The 702-nt window shown below is 37.3% G+C and carries 2 tRNA genes and 1 rRNA gene; all 3 read right to left on the minus strand.

Annotated features, from left to right (window positions below):
* Positions 1-135 precede the first annotated feature (135 nt).
* The 3 genes from IC174_RS20710 to rrf all read right to left on the minus strand — a co-directional run bounded on the left by IC174_RS20710 (position 136) and on the right by rrf (position 432).
* A tRNA-Ile gene (locus IC174_RS20710) sits at positions 136-212 on the minus strand.
* 9 nt (positions 213-221) lie between these two features.
* Positions 222-310 (minus strand) — tRNA-Leu (locus IC174_RS20715).
* A 5-nt stretch (positions 311-315) separates the two neighbouring features.
* Positions 316-432: ribosomal RNA gene (gene rrf, locus IC174_RS20720) — 5S ribosomal RNA — on the minus strand.
* Positions 433-702 lie beyond the last annotated feature (270 nt).

Below are 702 nucleotides of genomic sequence, written 5' to 3' on the forward strand. Positions count from 1 at the left end.
GAGCCAGGATCAAACTCTCAAATAAAAGTTTATCAGGCTCAGATACTATTGTTATCTAAATATCTGGCTTTATGGTTTGTTTCTTGTTTTATAAATTAACCTACTGTTTAATTTTCAAAGTTCTTTAAATTATTGTGGTGGGCCATCAGGGACTCGAACCCCAGACCTACCGGTTATGAGCCGGGCGCTCTAACCAACTGAGCTAATGGCCCACAATAATTTGGTGCCGAAGACCGGAATCGAACCGGTACGAGAGGTAAGTCCCGCAGGATTTTAAGTCCTGTGCGTCTGCCAGTTCCGCCACTTCGGCACATCACCTGGCTATGTCCTACTCTCCCAGGCAGTTTCCCACCAAGTACCATCAGCGCTAGAGAGCTTAACTTCTGTGTTCGGAATGGGAACAGGTGTATCCTCTCTGCTATTATAACCAGATTATTGTCTAAATTTTCATTCATCTTTTTTCTAAGACAAGTATTATAATAACATATTTGTCTTATTATGTCAATACTTTTTTCATTCGATTTTAAGCTTATAAAATTCTTAAAAATCTCTAATTATTGATAAATTTAAACACATAGAGTTAGCACTCTAAAAACTACATATATATTTTAATCAATGAACATCAAATAAATATTGGTCAAGTCCTCGACCTATTAGTATCGATAAGCTAAATACATTGCTGCACTTACACCTTCGACCTAT

The organism is Clostridioides sp. ES-S-0001-03, from assembly GCF_020676075.1.
Classification (GTDB): Bacteria; Bacillota; Clostridia; order Peptostreptococcales; family Peptostreptococcaceae; genus Clostridioides.